Consider the following 26784-nt stretch of genomic DNA (forward strand, 5'->3'; position numbering starts at 1 on the left):
ATCCGCAGCCACGGACATCGCGCGGTGCGAAGAACGGACATTCACGGAACCCACCGGCCGTGAACCGGCCTTGTCCCTTCCCGTAGCTGTCGGCGGACGGCTCCCGTAGCTGTCGGCGGACGGCCGGAGCCGCCCGCCGACAGGTCGCCGGGGCCTTCCGTCGATCCCGAACCGGCAGTTCTCCCTCAGCTGTCCTTCAGCTCTCCTTCGTCTGTCCGCGGACCTTCTCGGCGACATGGGAGGGCATCGGCTCGTGCCGTGTGTACCGGCGGCCGAAGCGCGCGGTGCCGTGGGACAGGGAGCGCAGATCGACGGCGTACCGGTCGATCTCGATCTCCGGTACCTCGGCCCGGACGAGGGTGCGTCCGCCGCCCGCCTGCTCGGTGCCGACGACCCGGCCGCGCCGCCCGGACAGATCGCTCATCACGGGGCCCACGTACCCGTCGCCGACCAGGACGGACACCTCGGCCACCGGCTCCAGGAGATGGATCTTCGCGTCGGCCGCCGCCTCGCGCAGCGCCAGCGCGCCCGCCGTCTGGAACGCGGCGTCCGAGGAGTCCACCGAGTGCGCCTTGCCGTCCCGCAGCGTGACCCGTACGTCGATGAGCGGATAGCCGGCCGCGACGCCCTTGGCGGCCTGCGCCCGCACACCCTTCTCGACGGACGGGATGAACTGCCGGGGCACGGCACCGCCGACGACCTTGTCCACGAACTCGATGCCCGAGCCGCCGGGCAGCGGCTCCACCTCGATCTCGCAGATCGCGTACTGCCCGTGTCCGCCGGACTGCTTCACATGCCGACCCCGCCCGGCCGACCTGTCGGCGAACGTCTCCCGCAGGGAGACCTTGTGCGGTACGACGTCGACCTGGACGCCGTACCGGCTGCGCAGCCGCTCCAGCGCCACGTCGGCGTGCGCCTCGCCCAGGCACCACAGGACCACCTGGTGGGTGTCCTGGTTCTGTTCGAGCCGCATGGTCGGGTCCTCGGCGACCAGCCGGGCGAGGCCCTGGGAGAGCTTGTCCTCGTCGGCCTTGCTGTGTGCCTGGATGGCGAGCGGCAGCAGCGGGTCGGGCATCTCCCACGGCTCCATGAGCAGCGGGTCGTCCTTGGCCGAAAGCGTGTCCCCGGTCTCCGCGCGGCTCAGCTTCGCCACACACGCCAGGTCGCCGGCGATGCAGTGCGTGAGCGTGCGCTGCTGCTTCCCGAACGGTGCGGACAGGGCACCGATCCGCTCGTCGACGTCATGGTCCTCGTGCCCGCGGTCGGTGAGGCCGTGCCCGGAGACGTGCACCGTCTCGTCGGGGTGCAGGGTCCCGGAGAAGACCCGTACCAGCGAGATGCGGCCCACGTAGGGGTCGCTGGCCGTCTTCACGACCTCGGCGACCAGCGGTCCCTCCGGGTCGCACGCCGTCTTGATCTCGCGGGGCCGGCCGTCGGGTGTGGTGACCGAGGGCGTGTCCCGCTCCAGGGGAGTGGGGAAACCGCCGGTGATCAGTTCGAGCAGCTCGACCGTGCCGAGGCCCTGCCGGGCGCCCTCGGCCGCGGGGGCGGCGGCCAGTACGGGGTGGAAGGCCCCGCGGGCGACGGCCCGCTCCAGGTCGTCGATCAGGGTCTCGACGTCGATGGCCTCGCCGCCGAGATAGCGGTCCATGAGGGTCTCGTCCTCGCTCTCGGCGATGATCCCCTCGATGAGCCGGTTGCGGGCCTCCTCGATCGCGGGGAGCTGCTCGGGGCTCGGTTCGGACTCCTTGCGCTCCCCGGAGGAGTAGTCGTACAGCTTCTGCGACAGCAGCCCGGTCAGACCGGTCACGGGCGCGTGCCCGTCCGGACCCTGCGGGCCGTGCAGCGGCAGATACAGCGGGAGCACGGCGTCGGGGTCGTCCCCGCCGAACGTCTCCGCGCAGACCCTGGTCATCTCGTCGAAGTCCGCCCGCGCGGCCTCCAGGTGTGTGATCACGATCGCCCGCGGCATGCCGACCGCCGCGCACTCCTCCCACACCATGCGGGTCGAGCCGTCGACGCCGTCGGAGGCCGAGACGACGAAAAGGGCCGCGTCCGCCGCTCGCAGACCGGCCCTGAGTTCCCCGACGAAGTCGGCGTATCCGGGGGTGTCCAGCAGATTGATCTTGTACCCGTTCCATTCGACGGGCACAAGGGAGAGCTGCACCGAGCGCTGCTGCCGGTGCTCGATCTCGTCGTAGTCGGAGACGGTGCCGCCGTCCTCCACACGGCCCGCCCGGTTCACCGCTCCCGCCGTCAGCGCGAGAGCCTCCACCAGAGTGGTCTTGCCCGAACCGGAGTGGCCGACCAGCACCACATTCCGTACGGACGCGGGGTGGTCGGCCGCCGTAGCCCTGCCGGCGGCTCCGGGATGTGCGTTCGCCTTGTCGCCCATGATCCTGCCTCCCGTGCACGGTGAGGTCACTGTGGGCGCGGACATGCGGATCCGCGTGCGGTGGCGGCTCCGATGACGCCCGCGGTGTCTTCGAGCTTTGCACTCGCGTCACTGCGCGTCCATACGGGGGACGCGATCGCTCCTCGCTGCCCAGGTGGGCCCCGGTGGGGACGTTCCGTGATCACGCCGTGACACCGGCGCCATCGGGCCAGGACACGGCAGGCTGGTGCCCGACGGTCGCACACGCGCGCGCGTGGCTACGATGGGCCAGCCGGTGGCCAGCAGGGGCCACGCGGCGACACCGACCCTCGGGAAGGCCATGCTGAACAAGTACGCGCGTGCATTCTTCACGCGTGTCCTCACACCGTTCGCCGCGTTTCTGATCCGCAGGGGCGTCAGCCCCGACACGGTCACGCTCCTCGGCACCGCCGGAGTGATCGCGGGCGCGCTGGTCTTCTACCCCCGGGGCGAGTTCTTCTGGGGCACGGTCGTCATCACGCTGTTCGTGTTCTCCGACCTCGTCGACGGCAACATGGCCCGCCAGATGGGCCGTTCCAGCCGCTGGGGCGCCTTCCTCGACTCCACGCTCGACCGGGTCGCCGACGGCGCGATCTTCGGCGGCTTCGCCCTCTGGTACGCGGGCAACGGCGACGACATCGCCCTGTGCGCCGTCTCGATCTTCTGTCTGGCGAGCGGCCAGGTGGTGTCGTACACCAAGGCCCGCGGCGAGTCCATCGGACTGCCGGTGGCGGTCAACGGCCTGGTGGAGCGTGCCGAACGCCTGGTGATCTCGCTGGTCGCGGCCGGCCTCTCGGGCCTGCACGCGTTCGGCGTGCCCGGCATCGACGTCCTGCTGCCCATCGCCCTGTGGATCGTCGCCGTCGGCAGCCTCGTCACGCTGATCCAGCGCGTCGTCACCGTCCGCCGGGAGTCCGCCGAGGCGGAGGCGGCCGCTGAGGTCGCCCAGGAGACGCCGGACGCCACCCGGAACAGCGAGGCGACGCCGTGAGCGCACTGCAGGACCGTCTGACCGACGGGCTGTACGGCCTCGGCTGGAGCACCGTCAAGAAGCTCCCGGAACCCGTCGCCGTCCGCCTCGGCCGGACGATCGCCGACGCCACCTGGAAGCGGCGCGGCACCCTCGTCCGCCGGCTGGAGGCCAACTACGCGCGCGTGGTGCCCGATGCGAGCCCCGAGCGCCTCGCCGAGCTGTCCCGCGCGGGCATGCGTTCGTACCTGCGGTACTGGATGGAGTCCTTCCGCCTCCCCGCCTGGAGCGAGGAACGCATCAGGGCCGGCTGCGAGATAAGGGACATCCACGTCCTCACCGACGGCCTCGCCTCAGGCAGGGGCGTTGTCCTCGCACTGCCGCACCTGGCCAACTGGGACCTCGCCGGCGCCTGGCTCACCACCGAGCTGAAGATCCCGTTCACGACCGTTGCCGAACGCCTCAAGCCCGAGACGCTGTACGACCGTTTCGTCGCCTACCGCGAGGGCCTCGGCATGGAGGTCGTGCCGCACGACGGCGGCTCCGCGTTCGGCAGACTCGCCCGGCGGCTGCGCGACGGTGGCCTGGTCTGCCTGGTCGCCGACCGCGACCTGTCCGCGTCCGGCGTCGAGGTCGAGTTCTTCGGGGAGAAGACGCGCATGCCCGCCGGACCGGCCCTCCTCGCCCAGCAGACCGGCGCGCTGCTGCTGCCGGCGACACTCTGGTACGACGACTCGCCCGTCATGCGGGGACGCGTACATCCCCCCATCGAGGTACCCGGGACAGGTACGCGCGCCGAGAAGACGTCTGTCATGACACAGGCGCTGGCAGCCGCCTTCGCCACCGGCATCGCCGACCACCCGGAGGACTGGCACATGCTCCAGCGCTTGTGGCTCGCGGACCTCGACCCCGCGAAGAGTCCCGCCGATCTCCGAAACGATCCCCGAAACGATCTGCGAAGTCCCGAGCAGGACGCCGAGAAGGGGCGCCCGTGAAAATCGGGATCGTCTGTCCGTACTCCTGGGACGTGCCCGGGGGAGTCCAGTTCCACATCCGCGACCTGGCCGACCACCTCATCCGCCTCGGCCACGAGGTGTCGGTGCTCGCCCCCGCCGACGACGAAACGCCCCTGCCGCCCTACGTCGTCTCCGCGGGACGCGCGGTCCCCGTGCCCTACAACGGCTCGGTGGCCCGCCTGAACTTCGGCTTCCTGTCCGCGGCCCGGGTACGGCGCTGGCTCCACGACGGCACGTTCGACGTGATCCACATCCACGAGCCGGCCTCCCCGTCGCTCGGCCTGCTGGCCTGCTGGGCGGCGCAGGGCCCGATCGTCGCCACCTTCCACACGTCCAACCCGCGCTCCCGGGCGATGATCGCCGCGTACCCGATCCTCCAGCCCGCGCTGGAGAAGATCAGCGCCCGTATCGCGGTGAGCGAGTACGCCCGCCGCACCCTCGTCGAACACCTGGGCGGCGACGCGGTCGTCATCCCTAACGGCGTGGACGTGGACTTCTTCGCCGGGGCCAAGCCCAACCCCGACTGGCAGGGCGACACCCTCGGCTTCGTCGGCCGTATCGACGAACCCCGCAAGGGCCTGCCGGTGCTGATGAAGGCACTCCCGAAGATCCTCGCCGAACGCCCCCGGACGCGGCTGCTGGTCGCCGGGCGCGGGGACGAGGAGGAGGCCGTCGAGACCCTACCGAAGGAGCTGCGTTCCCGCGTCGAGTTCCTCGGCATGGTCAGCGACGAGGACAAGGCCCGCTTCCTGCGCAGCGTCGACGTCTACGTCGCCCCCAACACCGGGGGCGAGAGCTTCGGCATCATCCTCGTCGAGGCCATGTCCGCCGGCGCCCCCGTCCTCGCCTCCGACCTCGACGCCTTCGCCCAGGTCCTCGACCAGGGCGGCGCGGGCGAACTGTTCGCCAACGAGGACGCCGACTCCCTCGCGACAGCCGCCGTACGCCTCCTCGGCGACCCCGCCCGCCGCACCGAACTCCGCGAACGCGGCAGCGCCCACGTCCGCCGCTTCGACTGGTCGACGGTCGGCGCCGACATCCTCGGCGTCTACGAGACGGTCACGGAAGGCGCGGCATCAGTAGCGGCGGACGAACGGGCCGGGTTGCGGGCACGGTTGGGGTTGGCCCGGGATTGACGGGGCGGCTCGGGATTCGGCTGGGCGGCTCGGGCTGGGCGGCTGGGGACGGGACGGGCGGGCCGCGGCTTGGGCTGGGGGCTCGGGACGGGACGGGCGGGCCGCGGCTTGGGCTCGCTGTGGTGGCGGTCGGGGATGAGTGGGTCGTGGCCTGGGAATGACCGGGTGGCGGTTCCTGATGGGTGGGGCCGTGGCCTGGGACTGGTGGGGTGGCGGCTGAGGATGAGTGGGGCTGTGGCCTGGGATCGACCGGGTGGCGGTTCCTGATGGGTGGGGCTGTGGCCTGGGACCGGTGGGGCAACGGCTTGGGCTGCCGGGCCGGGCGTTTCGGGCTGATGGGCCGTGGAATTCGGGCTGCCGGGTCTGTCGTTCGGGCTTGACGGGCCGTTGCCTTGGGCCGAGAGGTCTGCCGGTTTTCGCTGATGAGCCGCCGGTGTTTCCGCGCCGGAGGTCGTCGGGTTCGGCGCGGTGGAGCCGACGGTCGTCGTTTCGGGTGCGTCGGGAGGCCGTGTCGGGCACGGGTAGCCTTGCGGCCCGTGACTTCGACACTGATCTGGATCGCGGTCGTCCTCTTCGCGATCGGTCTCTACCTGAGCTGGACCGCGGGACGCCTCGACCGGCTGCACGCGCGCATCGACGCCGCCCGCGCCGCGCTCGACGCGCAGTTGCTGCGCCGTGCCTCGGTCGCCCAGGAACTGGCCACCTCCGGGGTACTGGACCCGGCCGCCTCGATCGTCCTCTACGAGGCGGCGCACGCGGCCAGGCAGGCCGAGGAGGAGCAGCGCGAGGTCGCGGAGAGCGATCTGAGCCAGGCGTTGCGGGCCGTGTTCGGCGAGACGCAGCAGGTGGAGGCGGTGCGGGAGGCGCCGGGTGGTGAGGACGCCGCGAACGAGCTGGCGCAGGCCGTACGCCGGGTGCCCATGGCCCGCCGCTTCCACAACGACGCGGTACGGGCCGCCCGCGCCCTCCGCCGCCATCGCAAGGTCCGCTGGTTCCGCCTCGCCGGCCACGCGCCCTTCCCGATGGCCTTCGAGATGGACGACGAGCCCCCGACCGCCCTGGCGGACCGGGCGCAGTGAGTTTTTCGGCTGCCGGTGGGCTGCCGGTGGGTGGGGGCTGGTCGCGCAGTTCCCCGCGCCCCTGAAAGACACGGCCCTGCGGGCCGAAAAGCACGGGGCGCAGCCCCTGCTTTTCAGGGGCGCGGGGAACTGCGCGAGCAACCACACACCACCCGCACCCGCCAAACAAGCGACCCCCCCCCGAGCTCTCCCGCGCGCGGGGCGTAAGGGGCAGCAGCCCCCGGGGATGGGACGGGTAGGGGCGGCGGGGGCGAAAACGATCCACCGCCTCCCCATTGGCCCTTGCAGTGGCCTGCTCCCCTCACGTTTCCTCGGTGATTGCAGAAACCCTCTTCCCCGAGCTTCCCCGAGCGAGGTCAAACCCGTGTCCAGCACGCTCTCCAACTCCACCACCCAGACCCCCGAGACCGGCACCGCCCGCGTGAAGCGCGGCATGGCCGAGCAGCTCAAGGGCGGTGTGATCATGGACGTCGTCACCCCGGAGCAGGCGAAGATCGCCGAGGACGCGGGCGCGGTCGCGGTCATGGCCCTGGAGCGGGTCCCGGCCGACATCCGCAAGGACGGCGGCGTGGCCCGTATGTCCGACCCCGACATGATCGAGGGCATCATCGAGGCCGTCTCGATCCCGGTCATGGCCAAGTCCCGCATCGGCCACTTCGTCGAGGCCCAGGTCCTGCAGTCCCTCGGCGTCGACTACATCGACGAGTCCGAGGTCCTCACCCCGGCCGACGAGGTCAACCACTCCGACAAGTGGGCCTTCACCACCCCCTTCGTCTGCGGCGCCACCAACCTCGGCGAGGCCCTGCGCCGCATAGCCGAGGGCGCCGCCATGATCCGCTCCAAGGGCGAGGCCGGCACCGGCAACGTCGTCGAGGCGGTCCGTCACCTGCGCCAGATCAAGAACGAGATCGCCAGGCTGCGCGGCTTCGACAACAACGAGCTGTACGCCGCCGCCAAGGAGCTGCGCGCCCCGTACGAGCTGGTCAAGGAGGTCTCCGAGCTGGGCAAGCTCCCGGTGGTCCTCTTCTCCGCCGGCGGCGTGGCCACCCCGGCCGACGCCGCGCTGATGCGCCAGCTCGGCGCCGAGGGCGTCTTCGTCGGCTCCGGCATCTTCAAGTCCGGCGACCCGGCCAAGCGCGCCGCCGCCATCGTGAAGGCCACCACCTTCTACGACGACCCGAAGATCATCGCGGACGCCTCCCGCAACCTGGGCGAGGCCATGGTCGGCATCAACTGCGACACCCTCCCCGAGGCCGAGCGCTACGCGAACCGGGGCTGGTAAGCACCCATGAGCCACACCCCCGTCATAGGCGTCCTGGCCCTCCAGGGCGACGTACGGGAGCACCTCATCGCCCTGGCCGCGGCCGACGCCGTGGCCAGGCCGGTGCGGCGCCCCGAGGAAATCGCCGAGGTGGACGGCCTCGTCATCCCCGGCGGCGAGTCCACCACCATTTCCAAGCTGGCCGTCCTCTTCGGCGTGATGGACCCCCTACGCGCGCGCGTGCGCGACGGCATGCCCGTCTACGGCACCTGCGCCGGCCTGATCATGCTCGCCGACAAGATCCTCGACCCGCGCTCGGGCCAGGAGACCATCGGCGGCATCGACATGATCGTGCGCCGCAACGCCTTCGGCCGCCAGAACGAGTCCTTCGAAGCCTCGGTGGACGTCAAGGGCGTGGCGGGCGATCCTGTGGAGGGCGTCTTCATCCGCGCCCCCTGGGTCGAGTCCGTCGGCGCCGAGACAGAGGTGCTGGCCGAGCACGAGGGTCACATCGTCGCCGTGCGCCAGGGCAACGCCCTCGCCACGTCGTTCCATCCGGAGCTGACCGGCGACCACCGACTGCACGCGCTGTTCGTCGAGATGGTGCGCGCGAACCGGGCGGCGGAGTCCTTGTAGGATCTCTGGGGTTCGTTGCAGAGATGGGTTACGCGAAGGAGACAGGCAGATGTCCGGCCACTCTAAATGGGCTACGACGAAGCACAAGAAGGCCGTGATCGACGCCAAGCGCGGCAAGCTCTTCGCGAAGCTGATCAAGAACATCGAGGTCGCCGCGCGCATGGGCGGGGTCGACATCGAGGGCAACCCGACGCTCTACGACGCCATCCAGAAGGCGAAGAAGCAGTCCGTCCCGAACAAGAACATCGACTCCGCGGTCAAGCGCGGCGGCGGCCTTGAGGCCGGTGGCGCCGACTACGAGACGATCATGTACGAGGGCTACGGTCCGAACGGTGTCGCGGTGCTCATCGAGTGCCTCACCGACAACCGCAACCGCGCCGCCTCCGACGTCCGCGTCGCCATGACCCGCAACGGCGGCTCGATGGCCGACCCGGGCTCCGTCTCGTACCTCTTCAACCGCAAGGGCGTCGTGATCGTCCCCAAGGGCGAGCTGTCCGAGGACGACGTTCTGGAGGTCGTCCTCGACGCGGGTGCCGAGGAGGTCAACGACCTGGGCGAGTCCTTCGAGGTGATCTCCGAGGCCACCGACCTGGTCGCGGTGCGCACCGCGCTCCAGGACGCGGGGATCGACTACGACTCGGCCGACGCCAACTTCGTCCCGACCATGCAGGTCGAGCTGGACGAGGAGGGCGCCAAGAAGATCTTCAAGCTGATCGACGCCCTCGAGGACAGCGACGACGTGCAGAACGTCTTCGCCAACTTCGACGTGAGCGACGACGTCATGGCCAAGGTCGACGCGTAGCGCTCCGCGAGCCGAGCCGAACAGGCTCGATCGCGATGGACTTCAACGGGCCGACGGGACGCACCCCGTCGGCCCGTCGCGTTGTCGGCCGTTGTCAGTGGCAGCCGATAGCCTGCACAAACAGGTGATCGATGGGAGGGGCTCGTGCGCGTACTGGGGGTGGACCCGGGACTGACCCGTTGCGGTGTCGGTGTGGTGGAAGGCGTCGCCGGACGGCCGCTCACCATGCGCGGCGTCGGTGTCGTCCGTACGCCCGCGGACGCCGAGTTGGGGCACCGCCTCGTCGTGATCGAGCAGGGCATCGAGCAGTGGCTCGACGAGTACCGCCCCGAATTCGTCGCCGTGGAGCGGGTGTTCAGCCAGCACAACGTACGGACGGTCATGGGCACCGCCCAGGCCAGCGCCGTCGCCATGCTCTGCGCCGCCCGCCGCGGCATCCCCGTCGCCCTGCACACCCCCAGCGAGGTCAAGGCCGCCGTCACCGGCAGCGGCCGCGCCGACAAGGCCCAGGTCGGTGCCATGGTCACCCGCCTGCTCCGGCTCGACGCGCCCCCGAAACCGGCGGACGCCGCCGATGCCCTCGCCCTCGCCATCTGCCACATCTGGCGGGCCCCCGCGCAGAACCGCCTCCAGCAGGCCGTCGCCCTGCACGCGACCAAAGCACCGAACACATCGCGCACATCGAACCCATCACTTGCATCGAACCCATCACGGGCATCGAACCCATCGCGTGCATCGAACGCATCGAACGCACTGAAAGGCCGTACGGCATGATCGCCTTCGTCAGCGGCACGGTCGCCGCACTCGCTCCCGACACAGCGGTGGTCGAGGTGGGTGGGGTCGGCATGGCCGTGCAGTGCACGCCGAACACACTGTCCACGCTGAGGCTCGGTCAGCCGGCCAAGCTCGCCACCTCCCTCGTCGTACGGGAGGACTCGCTGACCCTCTACGGCTTCGTGGACGACGACGAGCGCCAGGTCTTCGAGCTGCTCCAGACCGCGAGCGGGGTCGGCCCGCGCCTGGCCCAGGCGATGCTCGCCGTGCACACCCCCGACGCTTTGCGCCGAGCGGTGGCCACGGGTGACGAGAAGGCGCTGATCGCCGTCCCCGGCATCGGCAAGAAGGGTGCGCAGAAGCTGCTGCTGGAGTTGAGGGACCGCCTCGGCGAGCCGATCGGCGCCCCCGCGATCGGCGCCCCGGTCACCCAGGGCTGGCGCGACCAACTGCACGCCGCCCTGATCGGCCTCGGGTACGCGACGCGCGAGGCCGACGAGGCCGTGTCGGCCGTGGCCCCCCAGGCCGAGGCCGCCCAAGGCACGCCCCAGGTGGGCCAGTTGCTCAAGGCCGCCCTCCAGACCCTCAACAGAGCCCGCTGACCGGCCTGTCGAGGCCGTCGTACGCGACCCGTACGACTGTGGGGCTGTAGGACCCCACGCCCCGTAAGCTCCATCCGACCGCGACCCGCGAGGCACACGCGATGCTGTTGTCCGTCCGGGTCTGTCCGGGGACGCAGAGCCCGAAAGCGGCCCCCGTGCCGCCGGCCGGACCCCCGGCCGAACCGGACGAACCCGGCACGCCCCTGCGAGGAGAGTTTCAGTGAACTGGGACGACACGACCGACGACACCGCCCCCGACCGGCTGGTGGGCTCTGTCGCCGACCGTGAGGACCAGGCCGTCGAGGCCGCCCTGCGCCCCAAGGACCTGGACGAGTTCATCGGCCAGGAGAAGGTCCGCGAGCAGCTCGACCTGGTGCTGCGGGCGGCACGCGCGCGTGGGGCCACCGCCGACCACGTCCTGCTCTCCGGTGCGCCGGGCCTCGGCAAGACCACCCTCTCGATGATCATCGCGGCCGAGATGGGCGCCCCCATCCGCATCACCTCCGGCCCGGCCATCCAGCACGCCGGCGACCTGGCCGCGATCCTCTCCTCCCTCCAGGAGGGCGAGGTCCTCTTCCTCGACGAGATCCACCGCATGTCCCGGCCCGCCGAGGAGATGCTGTACATGGCGATGGAGGACTTCCGGGTCGACGTCATCGTCGGCAAGGGCCCCGGCGCCACCGCGATCCCCCTCGAACTGCCGCCCTTCACCCTGGTCGGCGCCACCACGCGCGCGGGACTGCTGCCGCCGCCGCTGCGCGACCGCTTCGGCTTCACCGCGCACATGGAGTTCTACGAGCCGGCCGAGCTGGAGCGCGTCATCCACCGCTCGGCGCACCTGCTCGACGTGGAGATCAACGCGGACGGCGCCGCCGAGATCGCGGGCCGCTCGCGCGGCACACCCCGTATCGCCAACCGTCTGCTGCGCCGCGTACGGGACTACGCGCAGGTCAAGGCGGACGGCATCATCACGCGCGACATCGCCGAGGCCGCCCTCGCCGTCTACGAGGTGGACGCCCGCGGCCTCGACCGTCTCGACCGGGGCGTCCTCGAAGCCCTGCTCAAGCTCTTCGGCGGCGGACCGGTCGGTCTCTCCACCCTCGCCGTCGCCGTGGGGGAGGAGCGCGAGACCGTCGAGGAGGTCGCCGAACCCTTCCTCGTCCGCGAGGGCCTGCTCGCCCGAACCCCCCGTGGCCGGGTGGCGACCCCCGCCGCCTGGGCCCATCTCGGCCTCACCCCGCCACGCGGCACGACCGGCGGAAACGGACAACAGGACCTCTTCGGGGCGTGACCGTCTCGTGACGGCGCGGTACTCGCCCGGCATGGAACCCCGGTGACATGCTGTGCGTTGTTCCATCGTGGTGGACTCGCTTAGACTCCGCCGATGCCGCCCTTGTCGGCGGCACACATACCCCCAACCATCAGGCCGCTCGCCATCGCGGTCGTGTGAAGGAAGTTCCGACCCGTGAGTCTCGTGACCCTCCTCCCGTTCATCGTGCTCATCGGGGCCATGATCCTGATGACCCGATCGGCCAAGAAGAAGCAGCAGCAGGCCGTCGACATGCGGAACCAGATGCAGCCCGGTTCCGGCGTCCGCACGATCGGGGGCATGTACGCGACCGTCAAGGAGGTCAGCGAGGACACGGTCCTCCTCGACGCCGGGCCGGGCGTCGAGCTGCTGTTCGCCAAGAACTCCATCGGTGCCGTCCTCAGCGACGAGGAGTACAACCGCATCGTCCACGGCATCGAGCACGACCTGAAGTCCGACGTCGTCCCGGACGACGCCTCCTCCCTCACCGAGACCGACGAGCCCTCCGACGACGCTTCCGCCGCTTCCGACGACAAGCCCATCGACCTCGGCAAGAAGGACGCGTCCGACGACGCGACCGACGAGACCGCCGAGGCGAAGGCCGACGAGGCCAAGGCTGACGAGGCCAAGGCCGACGAAGCAGAGCCGAAGAAGACCGACGGCGAGTCCGACGCGAAGTAGTCACGTCCCGGGAGTGCGAGCGAGAACCGCCCGCGCCCCGGGCACGTGCCGTTTTCGCCCGGATTCCCGACACCAGTCATGGCCGTCTCCGCGCTGACCCCGCGCACGGCGGCCCGAGAGGGAGTACGAGAAGGTGGCAGCACCGAAGAAGGGCCGGAGCGCGAGCACCCAGAGCAAGCCTGGGCGCGCGCTGGCCCTCATCCTGATCGCCCTTGTGGCGCTCACCGGGGGAATGTTTGCCTCCGGACACACCACTCCGCGTCTCGGCATCGACCTCGCCGGTGGTACGAGCATCACACTGACGGCGGTCAACGAGCCCGGCCAGCCCAACGCGATCAACAAGACCAACATGGACACCGCGGTCGAGATCATGAACCGCCGTGTCAACGGTCTGGGCGTGTCCGAGGCGGAGGTCCAGACCCAGGGCAATGAGAACATCATTGTCAATATCCCCAAGGGCACGGATTCCGAAGAGGCCAGGCAACAGGTCGGTACCACCGCGAAGCTGTACTTCCGCCCGGTCCTCCAGAGCCAGGTCGGCACCGGCGCCACGGACACCCCGAGCGCCCCACCGAGCACCAGCCCCAGTGGCAGCGCCTCGCCGAGCCCGTCGAGCTCCGACGGCAAGGACGAGGCGACCTCGCCCGAGTCCGGTGACTCCGCCAGCCCGTCGAGCTCCGCCACGTCCCAGGGCCGTGCGGTCACCGACGCGCTGAAGGCCGACCCCACGCCCTCCGGCAGCAGCTCCGAGTCCGCCAAGGCCTCCGACAGCGCCTCGCCGTCGGCGAGCCCGAGCGTCGACGAGGAGACCCAGGCGCTCCAGGCCAAGTTCGCCGCCCTCGACTGCAACGACCCCAAGCAGCGCGCCGAGGCCGGCAAGGGCAAGACCACCGACGTCGTCGTGGCCTGCGGCCAGGACAACGGCAGCTGGAGCAAGTTCGTGCTCGGCCCGGTCGGGGTCGACGGCACCGAGGTCGAGAAGGCCCAGGCGCTGCTCGACACGCAGAACGGCACCGGCTGGCAGGTCGTCATGGACTTCGACTCCAGCGGCGAGAAGAAGTTCGCCGACATCACCGGCCAGCTGGCGTCCCAGACCTCCCCGCAGAACGAGTTCGCGATCGTCCTCGACGACGAGGTCGTCTCCCACCCCTACGTCCGCGCGGCGGTCACCGGCGGCAAGGCGGAGATCTCCGGCAGCTTCACGCAGGAGGAGGCCCAGAACCTCGCCAACATGCTGTCGTACGGCGCGCTCCCGCTGACCTTCAAGGAGTCCAGCGTCACCACCGTCAGCCCCGCGCTCGGCGGCGACCAGCTGCAGGCCGGTCTGATCGCCGGTGCGATCGGTCTGGCCCTGGTCATGATCTACCTGATCGTCTACTACCGCGGCCTGTCGCTGATCGCCATCGCCTCGCTGCTGGTCTCGGCGGCCCTGACCTACGTGATCATGGCGCTGCTCGGCCCGACGATCAACTTCGCGCTGAACCTCCCGGCGGTCTGCGGAGCGATCGTCGCGATCGGTATCACGGCGGACTCGTTCATCGTGTACTTCGAACGAGTTCGGGACGAGATCCGCGAAGGCCGTACGCTGCGCCCCGCCGTCGAGCGGGCCTGGCCGCGAGCCCGGCGCACCATCCTGGTCTCCGACTTCGTGTCGTTCCTCTCCGCCGCGGTGCTCTTCATCGTCACCGTCGGCAAGGTCCAGGGCTTCGCGTTCACGCTCGGTCTGACGACCGTGCTCGACGTCGTGGTCGTCTTCCTCTTCACGAAGCCGCTGCTGACGCTGCTGGCCCGCACGAAGTTCTTCGGGAGCGGCCACAGCTGGTCCGGTCTCGACCCGAAGCGGCTGGGTGCCCGGCCGCCGCTGCGCCGCACCCGCCGTCCCGTCGTCCCCGCCGACCCGAAGGAGGCCTGAGATGTCGAAGCTCGGTGACCTCGGAGCCCGACTCCACCGCGGCGAGGTCGGTTACGACTTCGTCGGCAACCGCAAGATCTGGTACGGCGTCTCGATCCTCATCACCATCACGGCCATCGTCGGCCTGGCGGTGCGCGGCCTGAGCATGGGTATCGAGTTCCAGGGCGGTGCCGTCTTCACCACGGAGCGGACGAGCGTCTCGGTGACCCAGGCCGAGACGTACGCGGAGGAGGCCTCCGGCCACGACGCGATCGTCCAGAAGCTCGGCAACGACACCCTGCGCATCCAGATCTCCGGTGTGGACACGGCCAAGTCCGACGAGATCAAGCAGGACCTCGCCAAGGACCTCAAGGTCGACGCGGACACGATCAACGCCGACCTGGTCGGCCCCAGTTGGGGTGAGCAGATCGCCACCAAGGCCTGGCAGGGCCTCGCGGTCTTCCTGATCCTCGTGGTGATCTATCTGGCGATCGCGTTCGAGTTGCGCATGGCCATCGCCGCGTTCGTCGCCCTGATCCACGACATCACCATCACGATCGGGATCTACGCCCTCGTCGGCTTCGAGGTGACGCCGGGCACGGTGATCGGTCTGTTGACCATCCTCGGTTATTCGCTCTACGACACGGTCGTCGTCTTCGACAGCCTCAAGGAGCAGACGAAGGACATCACCAAGCAGAACCGCTGGACATACGCCGAGATCGCCAACCGTTCGATCAACAGCACCCTGGTGCGGTCGATCAACACGACGGTGGTCGCGCTGCTGCCGGTGGCCGGCCTGCTGTTCATCGGTGGCGGTGTCCTCGGCGCGGGCATGCTCAACGACATCTCGCTGTCGCTGTTCGTCGGCCTCGCGGCCGGTGCGTACTCCTCGATCTTCATCGCCACGCCGCTCGTCGCCGACCTCAAGGAGCGCGAGCCGCAGCTGAAGGCTCTCAGGAAGCGCGTGCTCGCCAAGCGGGCCCAGGCCGACCACGACGTGGAGCCGGCCGCCGACGGTCCGTACGACGACGAGCCGGTGGACGCCACCCCCGCGGTGGTCGGGCCGCGCGCCCAGGCCGGCAGCCGCAGCCGCGGCCGGGGTGGGAAGCGGCGATGACCGGTATCAAGGAGCTGCTGCTCAGCCGTATCCGCGATGTCGCGGACTATCCGGAGCCGGGCGTGATGTTCAAGGACATCACGCCGCTGCTGGCCGACCCGGCGGCGTTCACCGCGCTGACGGACGCGCTGGCGGAGCTGACCGTGCGGCACGGCGCCACCAAGATCGTCGGCCTGGAGGCCCGGGGCTTCATCCTGGGCGCCCCGGCCGCCGTCCGGGCGGGCGTCGGCTTCATCCCCGTACGCAAGGCGGGCAAGCTCCCCGGAGCCACGCTCAGCCAGGCGTACGACCTGGAGTACGGCTCCGCCGAGATCGAGGTGCACGCCGAGGACCTGGTCGCGGGCGACCGTGTCATGGTCATCGACGACGTCCTCGCCACCGGCGGCACCGCCGAGGCCTCCCTCCAGCTGATCCGCCGCGCGGGCGCGCAGGTCGCGGGCGTCGCGGTTCTGATGGAGCTGTCCTTCCTGGCGGGCCGTCAGCGCCTGGACGCCGCGCTGGCCGGGGCCCCGCTGGAGGCCCTGATCACCGTCTGACCCACAGCACAAGACACACGGCGGGCGCCCCGGGAACCTTCCCGGGGCGCCCGCCGCTTTGCGCACCGCATTCCCCGCACCGCATTCCCCGCGCCGCATTCCCCGCACCGCATGTCGCGCGCTCCGCAGGGCGCGCCCCAAAGGGCCCGGGAAACTGCGCGAGCAACCACATACGACCCGCACTGAACCCACCACCGCACCACCCCGACGCGGCCCCCCGGAATCCGCCGCGCGCACCACGTGTTCCACAGGTAGACCGCCCTCACAGTGGCCTGAAGGCGATCCTGGGGCGCGGGATCGCTACCATGGGGTCTCCGGAGCCTGACCGGGGGACCCGGATCGCGCACGAGGAGCCCTCTTGGCAGACGAGGCCCAGCACCTGACCGCCGCCAAGCCCGAGTCCGCCTCGGGCCCCGCGGCCAAGCCCGCGCAGAACGCGACGGAGGCGAACCCGTCGTCCGCGCAGGGCCCGGTCGAGCACGCCCAGTCCGCGCCCGCCGACAAGGCCGCCGGGCCGTCGCGCCCCAAGCCCGCCCCCGCCGAGCGCCCCGCGCCCGAGCCCACCCCGGCGCCCCCGCCCCGCCCCGCCGCCACGGGCCAGCCCGCCCGCTCCGGCTCCTCCAACCGCGTACGCGCCCGGCTCGCCCGTCTCGGCGTGCAGCGCTCCAACCCGTACAACCCGGTCCTCGAGCCGCTGCTGCGGGCCGTCCGCGGCAACGACCCGAAGATCGAGACGTCGACGCTCCGCCAGATCGAGAAGGCCTACCAGGTCGCCGAGCGCTGGCACCGAGGCCAGAAGCGCAAGAGCGGCGACCCGTACATCACGCATCCCCTCGCCGTCACCACGATCCTCGCCGAGCTGGGTATGGATCCGGCCACGCTGATGGCGGGCCTGCTGCACGACACGGTCGAGGACACCGAGTACGGCCTGGACCAGCTCCGCCGCGACTTCGGCGACTCCGTCGCCCTCCTCGTCGACGGCGTCACCAAGCTGGACAAGGTCAAGTTCGGTGAGGCCGCCCAGGCCGAGACCGTGCGCAAGATGGTCGTCGCCATGGCCAAGGACCCGCGCGTCCTGGTCATCAAGCTCGCCGACCGCCTGCACAACATGCGCACCATGCGCTACCTCAAGCGCGAGAAGCAGGAGAAGAAGGCGCGCGAGACCCTGGAGATCTACGCGCCGCTCGCCCACCGCCTGGGCATGAACACCATCAAGTGGGAGCTGGAGGACCTCGCCTTCGCGATTCTCTACCCCAAGATGTACGACGAGATCGTCCGGCTGGTGGCCGAGCGGGCACCGAAGCGTGACGAGTATCTGGCCATAGTGACCGACGAGGTCCAGCAGGACCTGCGCGCCGCCCGCATCAAGGCGACCGTCACCGGCCGCCCGAAGCACTACTACAGCGTCTACCAGAAGATGATCGTCCGCGGCCGTGACTTCGCGGAGATCTACGACCTGGTCGGCATCCGCGTCCTGGTGGACACCGTCCGCGACTGCTACGCGGCCCTGGGCACCGTCCACGCCCGCTGGAACCCGGTTCCGGGGCGGTTCAAGGACTACATCGCGATGCCCAAGTTCAACATGTACCAGTCGCTGCACACGACGGTCATCGGGCCCAACGGCAAGCCGGTCGAACTCCAGATCCGGACGTTCGACATGCACCGCCGCGCCGAGTACGGCATCGCCGCGCACTGGAAGTACAAGCAGGAGGCCGTCGCCGGCGCCTCCAAGGTGCGTTCGGACCAGCCGAGGACCACCGGCAAGGACGACCACCTCAACGACATGGCCTGGCTGCGGCAGCTGCTGGACTGGCAGAAGGAGACCGAGGACCCCGGCGAGTTCCTGGAGTCCCTGCGCTTCGACCTGTCCCGCAACGAGGTCTTCGTCTTCACGCCGAAGGGCGACGTGATAGCGCTGCCGGCCAGCGCGACCCCCGTCGACTTCGCGTACGCGGTCCACACCGAGGTCGGCCACCGCACCATAGGCGCCCGGGTCAACGGCCGCCTCGTACCGCTCGAATCCACCCTCGACAACGGCGACCTGGTGGAGGTCTTCACCTCCAAGGCGGCCGGCGCGGGCCCCTCCCGCGACTGGCTCGGCTTCGTGAAGTCCCCCCGGGCCCGCAACAAGATCCGCGCCTGGTTCTCCAAGGAGCGCCGCGACGAGGCCATCGAGCAGGGCAAGGACGCCATCGTCCGCGCGATGCGCAAGCAGAACCTGCCGATCCAGCGCATCCTCACCGGCGACTCCCTGGTCACCCTCGCCCACGAGATGCGCTATCCGGACATCTCCGCGCTGTACGCGGCCATAGGCGAGGGCCATGTCTCCGCGCAGAGCGTGGTGCAGAAGCTCGTCCAGGCCCTCGGCGGCGAGGAGGCGGCCACCGAGGAGATCGACGAGTCCGTACCGCCCAGCCGCGGCCGCAGCCGCAAGCGGCGCGGCAGCAACGACCCCGGTGTCGTCGTCAAGGGCGTCGAGGACGTCTGGGTCAAGCTCGCCCGCTGCTGTACGCCCGTCCCCGGCGACCCCATCATCGGCTTCGTCACCCGCGGCAGTGGCGTATCGGTTCACCGCAACGACTGCGTCAACGTCGAGTCGCTGTCCCGCGAGCCCGAGCGCATCCTCGAGGTCGAGTGGGCACCCACCCAGTCCTCGGTCTTCCTCGTCGCGATACAGGTCGAGGCCCTGGACCGCTCCCGGCTGCTGTCGGACGTCACCCGCGTCCTGTCCGACCAGCACGTCAACATCCTCTCGGCGGCCGTCCAGACCTCCCGCGACCGCGTCGCCACCTCCCGCTTCACCTTCGAGATGGGCGACCCGAAGCACCTCGGCCACGTCCTGAAGGCCGTACGGGGTGTGGAGGGCGTGTACGACGTGTACCGGGTGACGTCGGCGCGCAGGCCGTAGGCACGACACACACGAGAGGGGTGCCCGTACGAACCGTACGGGCACCCCTCTCAGTCGTGCACAGGAAGCGTCAGCCGCCGAACTCCTGCAGACCCTTCAGTGCCTGGTCCAGCAGGGCCTGGCGGCCGTCCAGCTCCTTCTGGAGCTTGTCGGCCTTGGCGTTGTTGCCCTGGGCGCGGGCGGCCTCGATCTGGCTCGTCAGCTTGTCCACGGCGGCCTGGAGCTGCCCCGTGAGACCGGCCGCGCGGGCGCGGGCCTCCGGGTTGGTGCGGCGCCACTCCGCTTCCTCGGCCTCCTGGATGGCCCGCTCGACCGCGTGCATCCGGCCCTCGACCTTCGGGCGGGCGTCACGCGGCACATGGCCGATGGCCTCCCAGCGCTCGTTGAGCGAGCGGAGGGCGGCGCGGGCCTGCTTCAGGTCCGTGACCGGCAGGATCTTCTCCGCCTCCCCCGCCAGCTCCTCCTTGAGCTTGAGGTTCTCGGCCTGCTCCGCGTCGCGCTCGGCGAACACGGAGCTGCGGGCGGCGAAGAAGACGTCCTGGGCGCCGCGGAAGCGGTTCCACAGGTCGTCCTCGTGCTCGCGCTGGGCGCGGCCCGCGGCCTTCCAGTCGGCCATCAGCTCGCGGTAGCGCGCCGCCGTGGGACCCCAGTCGGTCGAGTTCGACAGCGCCTCGGCCTCCGCGACCAGCTTCTCCTTGGTCTTGCGGGCGTCCTCACGCTGCGCGTCGAGCTGCGCGAAGTGGGCCTTGCGACGCTTGGAGAACGCCGAGCGGGCGTGCGAGAAGCGGTGCCAGAGCTCGTCGTCGGACTTGCGGTCCAGCCGCGGCAGACCCTTCCAGGTGTCCACCAGCGCGCGCAGCCGCTCACCGGCGGCCCGCCACTGATCGGACTGGGCCAGCTCCTCCGCCTCGGTGACCAGGGCCTCCTTGGCGTGCCGAGCCTCGTCGGACTGCTTCGCCCGCTGCTGCTTGCGCTCCTCGCGGCGTGCCTCGACGGTCTCGACGAGCTTGTCCAGCCGTACCTTCAGCGCGTCCAGGTCACCGACCGCGTGGTGCGCGTCCACCTGCTCCCGAATGTGGTCGATCGCGGCCTTCGCGTCCTTCGCCGACAGGTCGGTGGTCTTCACGCGCTTCTCGAGGAGGCCGATCTCGACAACCAGGCCTTCGTACTTGCGCTCGAAGTAGGCCAGCGCCTCCTCAGGGGAGCCGGCCTGCCAGGAACCGACGACCTGCTCGCCGTCGGCCGTACGCACGTACACGGTCCCCGTCTCGTCGACGCGGCCCCACGGGTCGCTGCTCACAGCGCCTCCTCCACATGATGCCTGCGGGGGGCCTGAAGCTCCCCCGGGCATCGTCCACAGTTTCGTCACGGCCAACATAGGCGACCGGCGGGTTGCCTGTCCGCATCCCGCGCGACCGAAATTTCACTGCCGGTGGTCAGGACTTCTTGACAGTCGCCTTGTTGATCACCACGGTCGCATTGGGCGTCCCATCACCCATTCCCGTGTTCTCACCGGCCTTGGCGATCTTCGTCAGAACCTTCATGCCCGCCTCGGAGATCGTGCCGAACGGCGTGTAGTTGGCCGGCAGCGGGCTGTCCTGGAAGACGAGGAAGAACTGGCTGCCGCCGCTGTTCTTGCCCTCGCCCGTCTGCGCGTTGAACTGGTTGGCCATCGCCACCGTGCCCGCCGGGTACACATCGCCCTTCAGACGGGAGTCCTTCAGGTTCTCGTCCGGGATCGTGTAGCCGGGACCGCCCATGCCGGTGCCCTGCGGGTCACCGCACTGCAGCACGTAGATGCCCTGCGTGGTGAGCCGGTGGCACTTGGTGTGGTCCAAGTAGCCCTGGTTCACCAGGAAGTCGAACGAGTTGACGGTGTGCGGGGCCTTCGCCGCGTCCATCGTTATGGGGATGGAACCGCAGGTCGTCTGCAGATCCATCGTGTACTTCGCGGTCTTGTCGATGGTGATCGCGGGCTCCTTCTTGAAGGTGAGCTCCTTGACCTTGCCCGCGGCCGCCTTCTCGCACGGGTCCGGCGCCTTGCTGGGCGAGGCACTCGGAGTCACCTCCGCGCTCGCGTTGTCCTTCTTGTCGTCGCCCTTGAGGACGTCGGTCGTGTACAGCGCCACACTGCCCACCAGGATCACGCCGAGCACCGAAGCGATCACGGCGTTGCGGACTCGTGCCTGGCGCCGCGCGGACGTGCGCCGCTGCTGCTGCCGCAAGAACTTCTCCCGGGCGAGCTGACGCCGCCGCTGATCCTGGCTGACCACGGGGTTCTCTCCTCATGCGTCTCGTACGTCGACGGGTGCGTCGCGCGTCCGTTGAGTCGACTGTTTGCGTGTGACCCGTACCGTATATGGGTTCGCTGAGGAAACGGCAGCGCCGGTAGGCTCTGATCCACAGCAACCCACCCTCGTACGACACAAGAAGGACGATCGTGCTCATTGCCGGGTTCCCCGCCGGGGCCTGGGGGACCAACTGTTATCTGGTCGCCCCCGCCGCCGGTGAGGAGTGCGTGATCATCGACCCGGGCCACCAGGCCACCCAGGGAGTCGAGGAGACGCTGAAGAAGCATCGGCTCAAGCCCGTCGCCGTCGTCCTCACCCACGGCCACCTCGACCACGTGGCCTCGGTCGTCCCGGTGTGCGGCGCGCACGACGTACCGGCGTGGATCCACCCCCAGGACCGGTACATGATGAGCGACCCCGAGAAGGCGCTCGGCCGTTCCATCGGCATGCCGCTCATGGGCGAGCTGACCGTGGGGGAGCCGGACGACGTCAAGGAGCTGACCGACGGCGCCGAGCTGAAGCTGGCCGGTCTGGAGCTGTCCGTCGCGCACGCGCCCGGACATACCAAGGGGTCGGTGACCTTCCGGATGCCCGAGAACACGGAGATCCCCTCCGTGTTCTTCTCCGGGGATCTGCTCTTCGCCGGCTCCATCGGACGCACCGACCTGCCCGGCGGTGACATGGCCGAGATGCTCGACTCGCTGGCCCGCGTGTGCCTGCCGCTCGACGACTCGACCGTGGTGCTGTCCGGCCACGGCCCCCAGACGACCATCGGCCAGGAGCGCGCCACCAACCCGTATCTGCGGCAGGTGGCCGCCGGCGGCCAGGGAGCTTCCGACGCTCCCCGACGAGGAATGTGACGAGAGACCTTCCGTGAGCACCTTTCAGGCCCCCAAGGGCACGTACGACCTGCTGCCCCCGGACAGCGCCAAGTTCCTGGCCGTCCGCGAGGCCATCGCCGCGCCGCTGCGCAACTCCGGCTACGGCTACATCGAGACGCCCGGCTTCGAGAGCGTCGAGCTGTTCGCGCGCGGTGTAGGTGAGTCCACCGACATCGTGACCAAGGAGATGTACGCCTTCGAGACCAAGGGCGGCGACAGGCTGGCCCTTCGCCCCGAAGGCACCGCCTCCGTCCTGCGCGCCGCCCTGGAGGGCAACCTGCACAAGGCGGGCAACCTCCCGGTCAAGCTCTGGTACTCGGGCTCGTACTACCGCTACGAGCGCCCCCAGAAGGGCCGCTACAGGCACTTCTCCCAGGTAGGCGCCGAGGCCATCGGTGCCGAGGATCCGGCCCTGGACGCCGAGTTGATCATCCTGGCGGACCAGGCGTACCGCTCGCTGGGCCTGCGCGACTTCCGCATCCTGCTGAACAGCCTGGGCGACAAGGAGTGCCGTCCCGTCTACCGGGCCGCCCTGCAGGAGTTCCTGCGCGGCCTGGAGCTGGACGAGGACACGCTGCGCCGCGCGGAGATCAACCCGCTCCGGGTCCTCGACGACAAGCGCGAGTCGGTCCAGAAGCAGCTCGGGGACGCCCCACTCCTGCGCGACTACCTGTGCGACGCGTGCAAGGCGTACCACGAGGAGGTGCGCGAGCTGATCACGGCGGCGGGCGTCTCCTTCGAGGACGACCCGAAGCTGGTGCGCGGCCTGGACTACTACACGCGTACGACCTTCGAGTTCGTCCACGACGGTCTCGGCTCCCAGTCCGCGGTGGGCGGCGGCGGCCGCTACGACGGCCTCTCCGAGATGATCGGCGGCCCCGCGCTGCCGTCGGTCGGCTGGGCCCTCGGCGTCGACCGCACCGTCCTGGCCCTGGAGGCGGAGGGCATCGAGCTCGAACTGCCCGCCGCCACCAGCGTGTTCGCCGTCCCGCTCGGCGAGGAGGCCCGCCGCCTCCTCTTCGCCAAGGTCACCGAGCTGCGCAAGGTGGGCATCGCGGCCGACTTCGCGTACGGCGGGAAGGGCCTGAAGGGCGCGATGAAGAACGCCAACCGGAGCGGGGCGCGGTACACGATCGTCGCCGGGGAGCGCGACCTCGCCGAGGGCGTCGTCCAGCTCAAGGACATGGAGTCCGGCGAGCAGAGCGCCATCGGCGTGAACGAGATCGTGGCCGAGCTGGAGGCTCGGCTGGGCTGAGTCAAGCCGTTGTCGCCCCTATCGCCTCTTACGGGCGGTAGGGGCGACTTTTATGTCCAGTGAACGGTTGACGCGCGAGTGTGTACGGCACAATGACCGTGCCCCAGAGGCCCCTTCGAAACCATGGAAACGACGTGATGAGCAAGACGACAGTCAAGGACGTCTCCTCCACGGAGCGGGAACACACCGAGACCCCACGCACGGTGGGCGGCGGCCGCGCCTTCGCGATCCTGCTGCTGATCACTGGCGCGGCCGGCCTGCTCGCCTCCTGGGTCATCACGCTCGACAAGTTCAAACTGCTCGAAGACCCCAACTTCACCCCCGGGTGCAGCCTCAACCCGGTCGTCTCCTGCGGCAACATCATGAAGAGCGACCAGGCCTCCGCCTTCGGGTTCCCCAACCCGATGCTCGGCCTCGTCGCGTACGGCATCGTCATCTGCGTCGGCATGAGCCTGCTCGGCCGGGCGACCTTCCCGCGCTGGTACTGGCTCACCTTCAACGCGGGCACCCTCTTCGGCGTCGGCTTCGTCACCTGGCTGCAGTACCAGTCGCTGTACAACATCAACTCGCTCTGCCTGTGGTGCTGCCTGGCCTGGGCCGCCACGATCCTGATGTTCTGGTACGTCACGTCCTTCAACATCCGGGGCGGCTTCCTGCCCGCGCCAGGTTGGCTGAAGGGCTTCTTCGGCGAGTTCACCTGGGTCCTGCCCGTGATGCACATCGGCGTCATCGGCATGCTGATCCTGACCCGCTGGTGGGACTTCTGGACCAGCTGACGGGCCGGGCCGGTCGTCGGTGGTCCACAGCGCCGGCCGACGGCCCGGCCGGACTGTCAGTGGCGTGACATAGGGTTTTCAGCGTGGAGCCCGATCTGTTCACCGCCGCCGCAGAAGAACGCCAGGAGAAGGACCCTGCCGCCAGCCCCCTGGCCGTACGGATGCGTCCGCGCACCCTCGAGGAGGTCGTGGGCCAGCAGCATCTGCTGAAGCCCGGCTCACCCCTGCGCAGACTGGTCGGCGAGTCCGGCGGCGGCCCGGCCGGCCCCTCCTCGGTGATCCTCTGGGGCCCGCCCGGCACGGGCAAGACCACCCTGGCGTACGTCGTCTCCAAGGCCACCAACAAGCGTTTCGTGGAGCTCTCCGCGATCACCGCCGGCGTCAAGGAGGTCCGCGCGGTCATCGAGGGCGCCCGCCGCGCCACCGGCGGCTACGGCAAGGAGACCGTCCTCTTCCTCGACGAGATCCACCGCTTCAGCAAGGCCCAGCAGGACTCCCTGCTCCCCGCCGTCGAGAACCGCTGGGTCACCCTGATCGCGGCGACGACGGAGAACCCGTACTTCTCGGTGATCTCCCCCCTGCTCTCCCGCTCCCTGCTCCTCACCCTCGAACCGCTCACCGACGACGACCTGCGCGGCCTCCTCAAGCGCGCGCTGACCGACGAGCGTGGCCTGAAGGACGCCGTCACCCTCCCCGAGGACACCGAGGCCCACCTCCTGCGGATCGCCGGCGGCGACGCCCGCCGCGCCCTGACCGCGCTGGAGGCCGCGGCAGGGGCGGCCCTCGACAAGGGGGAGCAGGAGATCGGGCTCCAGACCCTGGAGGAGACCGTCGACCGCGCCGCCGTGAAGTACGACCGCGACGGCGACCAGCACTACGACGTGGCCAGCGCCCTCATCAAGTCCATCCGCGGCTCCGACGTCGACGCCGCACTGCACTACCTGGCCCGGATGATCGAGGCCGGCGAGGACCCCCGGTTCATCGCCCGCCGCCTGATGATCTCCGCCAGCGAGGACATCGGCCTCGCCGACCCGAACGCGCTGCCGATAGCCGTCGCGGCCGCCCAGGCCGTCGCCATGATCGGCTTCCCCGAGGCCGCGCTCACCCTCAGCCACGCCACCATCGCCCTCGCCCTGGCCCCGAAGTCGAACGCCGCGACGATGGCGATCGGCGCTGCCATGGAGGACGTACGCAAGGGCCTGGCCGGTCCCGTGCCGCCGCATCTGCGGGACGGGCACTACAAGGGCGCGGCCAAGCTCGGGCACGCCCAGGGGTATGTGTACCCGCACGACCTGCCCGAGGGAATCGCCGCCCAGCAGTACGCTCCGGACGCGATCAAGGAGCGGGAGTACTACACCCCGACCAGGCACGGAGCCGAGGCCCGGTACGCCGACGCGGTGGAGTGGACCAGGAAGCGCCTCGGTCGGAAGCAGTCCTGAACCCCCTGTAGACTCGTTCACAGTGCTGCGTCCCGTGTCCGGCTCCGGTCGGCGCCTCAGGCGGGACATCCAGCCGGATCTTTTGATCCAGGAGCGTCGCGCACCGTCGTAGGTGTCGCGGGCCGCCCACCACCACCCGGAGTTCCGGGACCGGTCGGTGGGCCGTTCGTGTGCTGCACGTATGTGCCCAGACCAGGGGAACGGCTGCCCGACAAGTCCCTCGTGGACGAGACGGGAATCCCCGGCTGCGGATGCGACCTCCCGTAACCCTGAGGCAGCCGATAAGAAAAGGAAAAGAAGTGGCGAACCAGTCCCGCCCCAAGGTCAAGAAGTCGCGTGCCCTCGGCATCGCGCTGACCCCGAAGGCCGTCAAGTACTTCGAGGCCCGCCCCTACCCGCCGGGCGAGCACGGCCGCGGCCGCAAGCAGAACTCGGACTACAAGGTCCGTCTGCTCGAGAAGCAGCGTCTGCGCGCGCAGTACGACGTGTCCGAGCGCCAGCTCGTCCGCGCCTACGAGCGTGCCTCCAAGGTCCAGGGCAAGACCGGTGAGGCCCTGATCATCGAGCTCGAGCGTCGTCTCGACGCGCTGGTCCTGCGTTCGGGCATCGCCCGCACGATCTACCAGGCCCGCCAGATGGTCGTCCACGGCCACATCGAGGTCAACGGCCACAAGGTCGACAAGCCGTCCTTCCGCGTCAAGCCGGACGACGTCGTCATGGTCCGTGAGCGCAGCCGCCAGAAGCCGCTGTTCGAGGTCGCCCGCGAGGGTGGCTTCGCCGCCGACGGTGAGACCCCGCGCTACCTGCAGGTGAACCTCAAGGCCCTGGCGTTCCGCCTGGACCGCGAGCCCAACCGCAAAGAAGTCCCGGTCATCTGCGACGAGCAGCTCGTCGTCGAGTACTACGCCCGCTGATCCGTCTTCGACGGACGTAGTCACTCAACCGCGCGTCAGCCCGTCGTCTCCCCGCCCTTTCCGGCGGGCGGGGCGGCGGGCTCTCGCCTTACTGCGG

23 protein-coding genes are annotated in these 26784 nt (G+C 70.0%); 20 read left to right on the forward strand and 3 right to left on the reverse strand.

Going from position 1 to position 26784, the window contains the following annotated elements:
• Positions 1-196: 196 nt before the first annotated feature.
• Complete coding sequence (locus JIX56_RS38185) at positions 197-2395, reverse strand: elongation factor G-like protein EF-G2 (protein ID WP_257547524.1); 2199 nt, start codon at positions 2393-2395, stop codon at positions 197-199.
• Between the two features lie 262 nt (positions 2396-2657).
• Between JIX56_RS38185 and pgsA the strand changes: the two genes are divergently transcribed.
• From pgsA to JIX56_RS38260, 15 genes are all read left to right on the forward strand, one after another.
• Complete coding sequence (gene pgsA, locus JIX56_RS38190; RefSeq protein WP_257551348.1) at positions 2658-3404, forward strand: phosphatidylinositol phosphate synthase; 747 nt, start codon at positions 2658-2660, stop codon at positions 3402-3404.
• Entirely contained in the window at positions 3401-4378 is a 978-nt protein-coding gene (locus JIX56_RS38195; RefSeq protein WP_257547525.1) for a phosphatidylinositol mannoside acyltransferase, read from the forward strand. The genes pgsA and JIX56_RS38195 overlap by 4 nt, the downstream gene beginning before the upstream one ends.
• Positions 4375-5535 carry a glycosyltransferase family 4 protein gene (locus JIX56_RS38200; protein ID WP_257547527.1) on the forward strand — a complete coding sequence of 387 codons (1161 nt, stop codon included), beginning with the start codon at positions 4375-4377 and terminating at the stop codon, positions 5533-5535. Before JIX56_RS38195 ends, JIX56_RS38200 begins: the two co-directional genes overlap by 4 nt.
• Positions 5536-6071: 536 nt before the next feature.
• Entirely contained in the window at positions 6072-6614 is a 543-nt protein-coding gene (locus tag JIX56_RS38205; RefSeq protein ID WP_257547529.1) for a hypothetical protein, read from the forward strand.
• A gap of 364 nt (positions 6615-6978) precedes the next feature.
• The gene (gene pdxS / locus JIX56_RS38210) at positions 6979-7896 is read left to right on the forward strand and encodes a pyridoxal 5'-phosphate synthase lyase subunit PdxS (RefSeq protein ID WP_306819904.1); all 918 of its coding nucleotides are present in this window, start codon (positions 6979-6981) and stop codon (positions 7894-7896) included.
• Between the two features lie 6 nt (positions 7897-7902).
• Positions 7903-8511 (forward strand): pyridoxal 5'-phosphate synthase glutaminase subunit PdxT, encoded by a 609-nt coding sequence (gene pdxT / locus JIX56_RS38215; RefSeq protein WP_257547560.1) that lies wholly within the window; start codon positions 7903-7905, stop codon positions 8509-8511.
• A gap of 49 nt (positions 8512-8560) precedes the next feature.
• Entirely contained in the window at positions 8561-9313 is a 753-nt protein-coding gene (locus JIX56_RS38220) for a YebC/PmpR family DNA-binding transcriptional regulator (protein ID WP_257547562.1), read from the forward strand.
• A gap of 144 nt (positions 9314-9457) precedes the next feature.
• Positions 9458-10087: a crossover junction endodeoxyribonuclease RuvC gene (ruvC, locus tag JIX56_RS38225; RefSeq protein WP_257547564.1), complete on the forward strand. Its 630-nt coding sequence runs from the start codon at positions 9458-9460 to the stop codon at positions 10085-10087.
• Positions 10084-10689: a Holliday junction branch migration protein RuvA gene (ruvA, locus tag JIX56_RS38230; protein WP_257547566.1), complete on the forward strand. Its 606-nt coding sequence runs from the start codon at positions 10084-10086 to the stop codon at positions 10687-10689. Before ruvC ends, ruvA begins: the two co-directional genes overlap by 4 nt.
• Before the next feature lie 220 nt (positions 10690-10909).
• Positions 10910-11980 carry a Holliday junction branch migration DNA helicase RuvB gene (ruvB, locus tag JIX56_RS38235; RefSeq protein ID WP_257547567.1) on the forward strand — a complete coding sequence of 357 codons (1071 nt, stop codon included), beginning with the start codon at positions 10910-10912 and terminating at the stop codon, positions 11978-11980.
• Between the two features lie 174 nt (positions 11981-12154).
• Complete coding sequence (gene yajC, locus JIX56_RS38240; RefSeq protein WP_257547569.1) at positions 12155-12679, forward strand: preprotein translocase subunit YajC; 525 nt, start codon at positions 12155-12157, stop codon at positions 12677-12679.
• Between the two features lie 133 nt (positions 12680-12812).
• Complete coding sequence (gene secD / locus JIX56_RS38245; RefSeq protein WP_257547571.1) at positions 12813-14591, forward strand: protein translocase subunit SecD; 1779 nt, start codon at positions 12813-12815, stop codon at positions 14589-14591.
• A 1-nt stretch (position 14592) separates the two neighbouring features.
• Positions 14593-15687 carry a protein translocase subunit SecF gene (secF, locus tag JIX56_RS38250; protein ID WP_257547573.1) on the forward strand — a complete coding sequence of 365 codons (1095 nt, stop codon included), beginning with the start codon at positions 14593-14595 and terminating at the stop codon, positions 15685-15687.
• Positions 15684-16223 (forward strand): adenine phosphoribosyltransferase, encoded by a 540-nt coding sequence (locus JIX56_RS38255; protein ID WP_257547575.1) that lies wholly within the window; start codon positions 15684-15686, stop codon positions 16221-16223. The genes secF and JIX56_RS38255 overlap by 4 nt, the downstream gene beginning before the upstream one ends.
• A gap of 358 nt (positions 16224-16581) precedes the next feature.
• Positions 16582-19131: a RelA/SpoT family protein gene (locus JIX56_RS38260; RefSeq protein ID WP_257547577.1), complete on the forward strand. Its 2550-nt coding sequence runs from the start codon at positions 16582-16584 to the stop codon at positions 19129-19131.
• 70 nt (positions 19132-19201) lie between these two features.
• Here JIX56_RS38260 and JIX56_RS38265 read toward each other — a convergent pair whose 3' ends face one another.
• Positions 19202-20431, reverse strand: coding sequence for a DUF349 domain-containing protein (locus JIX56_RS38265; protein WP_257547579.1), 1230 nt, complete (start codon positions 20429-20431; stop codon positions 19202-19204).
• 136 nt (positions 20432-20567) lie between these two features.
• Positions 20568-21404 carry a peptidylprolyl isomerase gene (locus JIX56_RS38270; RefSeq protein ID WP_257547581.1) on the reverse strand — a complete coding sequence of 279 codons (837 nt, stop codon included), beginning with the start codon at positions 21402-21404 and terminating at the stop codon, positions 20568-20570.
• 167 nt (positions 21405-21571) lie between these two features.
• Here JIX56_RS38270 and JIX56_RS38275 point away from each other — a divergent pair, with 167 nt between their 5' ends.
• From JIX56_RS38275 to rpsD, 5 genes are all read left to right on the forward strand, one after another.
• Positions 21572-22282: an MBL fold metallo-hydrolase gene (locus JIX56_RS38275; RefSeq protein ID WP_257547583.1), complete on the forward strand. Its 711-nt coding sequence runs from the start codon at positions 21572-21574 to the stop codon at positions 22280-22282.
• Between the two features lie 13 nt (positions 22283-22295).
• Positions 22296-23558 carry a histidine--tRNA ligase gene (gene hisS / locus JIX56_RS38280; protein ID WP_257547585.1) on the forward strand — a complete coding sequence of 421 codons (1263 nt, stop codon included), beginning with the start codon at positions 22296-22298 and terminating at the stop codon, positions 23556-23558.
• A gap of 137 nt (positions 23559-23695) precedes the next feature.
• The gene (locus JIX56_RS38285) at positions 23696-24334 is read left to right on the forward strand and encodes a vitamin K epoxide reductase family protein (protein WP_257547587.1); all 639 of its coding nucleotides are present in this window, start codon (positions 23696-23698) and stop codon (positions 24332-24334) included.
• An 83-nt stretch (positions 24335-24417) separates the two neighbouring features.
• Entirely contained in the window at positions 24418-25773 is a 1356-nt protein-coding gene (locus tag JIX56_RS38290) for a replication-associated recombination protein A (RefSeq protein WP_257547589.1), read from the forward strand.
• A gap of 299 nt (positions 25774-26072) precedes the next feature.
• Entirely contained in the window at positions 26073-26687 is a 615-nt protein-coding gene (gene rpsD / locus JIX56_RS38295; RefSeq protein WP_005485453.1) for a 30S ribosomal protein S4, read from the forward strand.
• Positions 26688-26784 lie beyond the last annotated feature (97 nt).

Source organism: Streptomyces sp. CA-210063, assembly GCF_024612015.1.
GTDB lineage: Bacteria > Actinomycetota > Actinomycetes > Streptomycetales > Streptomycetaceae > Streptomyces.